A 2,375-nucleotide genomic window follows, 5' to 3' on the forward strand; every position below is an offset into this window, starting at 1 on the left:
GCGCGGGTCCTGGGTCTGGACCACGAAGGTGCGGCCCTGGCTCCAGGCCTTGACGCGGGTCGAGAGCGGCAGGGTGGCGCGGCCGGTGGCGATCCACAGATCGGGCCAGGGCGCCGTCAGCGGGTCGGACGTCGGCGCCAGCATGGCCGGGGTCTTGAAGGCCGACGGCAAGCGGTCGAACAGGGGGCGCCAGCGGACGTGTTTGACGGCGATCTCGGCCGGGGTCAGGCGTTCCACCGCCTCGGCGAGGCCCAGGGCCTGGTTCTCGATCCCGGCGCGGCCGTCCGAGACGACCCAGATGGTCAGGGCGCGGGAAGACGAGGGGGCGGTCACGCGTCGATCGACGCCGGCCTGACCCATGTCATGGCCTCGAGCTTGTTTCCGTCAGGGTCGCGCAGGAAGGCGGCATAATAGCCCGGCGCGTAGTCGGGCCGGAAGCCGGGGGCGCCGTCATCGCGGCCGCCCGCCGCCAGGCCCTGGGCGTGGAAACGATCAACGGCGTCCCGATCGGATGCGGCGAAACAGACATGCACGCCATTGCCTGCCGAGCATGGCTGGCGGTCATGGGGGATGGAGGCCCAGAATTCGGGAAAGGCGCGGCCGTAGGCCATGCCCATGACATGGTCCATGACCCTGCCGATCCCCAACGCGCCGAGCGCGGCGTCATAGAAGGCGCCCGCCTTCTCCAGATCGGAGACGCCCACAGAAACATGCGACACCAGAGGCGGGCGTGTTCCTGCGGCGTCGGTCACGATCTTACTTCCACTCGACCTTGAGGATTTCGTAGGCCTTGACGCCGCCGGGGGTGTTGACCTCGACCACGTCGCCGACCTCCTTGGAGATCATGGCGCGCGCGATGGGCGAGGCGATCGAGACCTTGCCCTTTTTCACGTCGGCTTCGTGTTCGCCGACGATCTGGTACCGGGCCTCGTCCTCGGTGTCCTCGTCGACCACGGTGACCGTGGCGCCGAATTTGACCTGACTGCCCGACAGTTTCGACACGTCAATGACCTGGGCGCGGCTGATCTTGTCCTCGATCTCGGCGATCTGGCCTTCGATCCAGCCCTGACGCTCCTTGGCGGCATGATATTCGGCGTTTTCGGACAGGTCGCCATGCTCGCGGGCCTCAGAGATGGCCGCAATGACGCTCGGCCTTTCGACCGACTTCAATTGCTTCAGTTGATCGTCGAGGACACGGTAGCCCTCGGCCGTCATCGGCACTTTTTCCATTGGTGTCGTGATTTTTCTGGTTCGCCCGGAGACTGGAAAGACGCGGAGTAGGCACACAAAAGGCCGCGGGGCGGGCGCGGCCGGGCATCAATATTAGGGTTTCTCGTTCAGGATTTCAAGAGCGAGCCCCGTTATCGATGGAGGCGTCAGGCGCGGGCAGGCGGTTCGGACTTGTCGTCGCGGTGCACGACGCCCTTGATCAGGCTGTAGGCCAGCCAAGCGACCGCCGCGAGACCGGCCAGCATGAAGAGGCCGGACACGAGGGCGGCGCCGGCGGCCATGAAGGCCAGAACGAAGGCTACCGCCGCCGTCAGGCCCGCTACGATCTGAATGGTTCGAAATTGCATGGGCTCTTAACGCTCGTGACGTCGCCGGGTTGCGTCCGAGCCGTGTCTTCGCCTCAGGCGTAGCTGTAGGCCCCGCCCCGTTCCAGTGCGCGGCGATAGGCCGGGCGGGCGTGGATCTTGTCGAGGAAGGCCCTCAGTCGGGGTTTGGTCGCCGGGTCGAAGGCCCGGTCGGCGCCGGCCTCCACCGGGAAGCTCATCATGATGTCGGCGGCGGTGAACTGGTCGCCTGCGAACCACTCCGACCGTCCCAGTTCGTCCTCCCAGAAGCCGACGTGGGTCCGCAGCTGCGGATCGACGAAACCGGTCAGGGCCTTGGCGGCTATGCTCTTGACCAAGGGTCTGACGAGGCCGGGCGCGCGCCGCGGCAGCATGGAGAACACCAGCTTCAGCAGCAGGGGCGGCATGGCGGAACCCTCGGCGTAGTGGAGCCAATAGGTGAAGCGTCGGGCGTCCTCGGAACCGGCGGCCGGGCGCAGGCGGCCCTCGCCATAGGTGTCCAGCAGATACTCGACCACGGCGCCGGTCTCGGCGACCGTGACGCCGTCGTCCTGGATCACGGGCGACTTGCCGAGCGGATGGATGGCCAGCAGTTCCGGGGGCGCAAGCCGGCTGGTCGCGTCCCGTTCGTAACGGACCACCTCATAGTCCAGGCCCAGTTCTTCCAGCAGCCACAGCACGCGCTGAGAACGGCTGTCGTTCAGATGATGGACTTTGATCATGGAGGCTCCGTTCGAACGGGTTCGACTATCCCCATCGTGAGGCCGGAAGTCGAGGCCTATCGCGGGGAGCGGCCGCTCC

The 2,375-nt window shown here is 66.7% G+C and carries 5 protein-coding genes; all 5 read right to left on the reverse strand.

Features of this window, described 5'->3' with window-relative positions:
• Positions 1 to 333, reverse strand: a 333-nt coding sequence (locus tag ER13_RS16975; protein ID WP_368664392.1) for an ELM1/GtrOC1 family putative glycosyltransferase, incomplete at its 3' end; no start/stop codon positions are given.
• Positions 330 to 752, reverse strand: a complete 423-nt coding sequence (locus ER13_RS16980) for a VOC family protein (RefSeq protein ID WP_035311218.1) — start codon at positions 750 to 752, stop codon at positions 330 to 332. The genes ER13_RS16975 and ER13_RS16980, both read right to left, overlap by 4 nt.
• A gap of 4 nt (positions 753 to 756) precedes the next feature.
• A complete protein-coding gene (gene greA / locus ER13_RS16985) occupies positions 757 to 1,230 on the reverse strand; it encodes a transcription elongation factor GreA (RefSeq protein ID WP_008260399.1) in 474 nt (157 codons plus the stop codon).
• Positions 1,231 to 1,376: 146 nt separating this feature from the next.
• Complete coding sequence (locus ER13_RS16990) at positions 1,377 to 1,577, reverse strand: hypothetical protein (RefSeq protein WP_008259424.1); 201 nt, start codon at positions 1,575 to 1,577, stop codon at positions 1,377 to 1,379.
• Between the two features lie 53 nt (positions 1,578 to 1,630).
• The gene (locus ER13_RS16995; RefSeq protein ID WP_035311221.1) at positions 1,631 to 2,296 is read right to left on the reverse strand and encodes a glutathione S-transferase family protein; all 666 of its coding nucleotides are present in this window, start codon (positions 2,294 to 2,296) and stop codon (positions 1,631 to 1,633) included.
• Positions 2,297 to 2,375 lie beyond the last annotated feature (79 nt).

The sequence above is a fragment of the Brevundimonas sp. EAKA genome, assembly GCF_000698025.1.
GTDB lineage: Bacteria > Pseudomonadota > Alphaproteobacteria > Caulobacterales > Caulobacteraceae > Brevundimonas > Brevundimonas mediterranea_A.

Coding starts and splice junctions, on each gene's coding strand:
- greA (WP_008260399.1), bottom strand. CDS start 1,230: ATGGAAAAAGTGCCGATGACGGCCGAGGGCTACCGTGTCCTCGACGAT.
- ER13_RS16995 (WP_035311221.1), bottom strand. CDS start 2,296: ATGATCAAAGTCCATCATCTGAACGACAGCCGTTCTCAGCGCGTGCTG.
- ER13_RS16990 (WP_008259424.1), bottom strand. CDS start 1,577: ATGCAATTTCGAACCATTCAGATCGTAGCGGGCCTGACGGCGGCGGTA.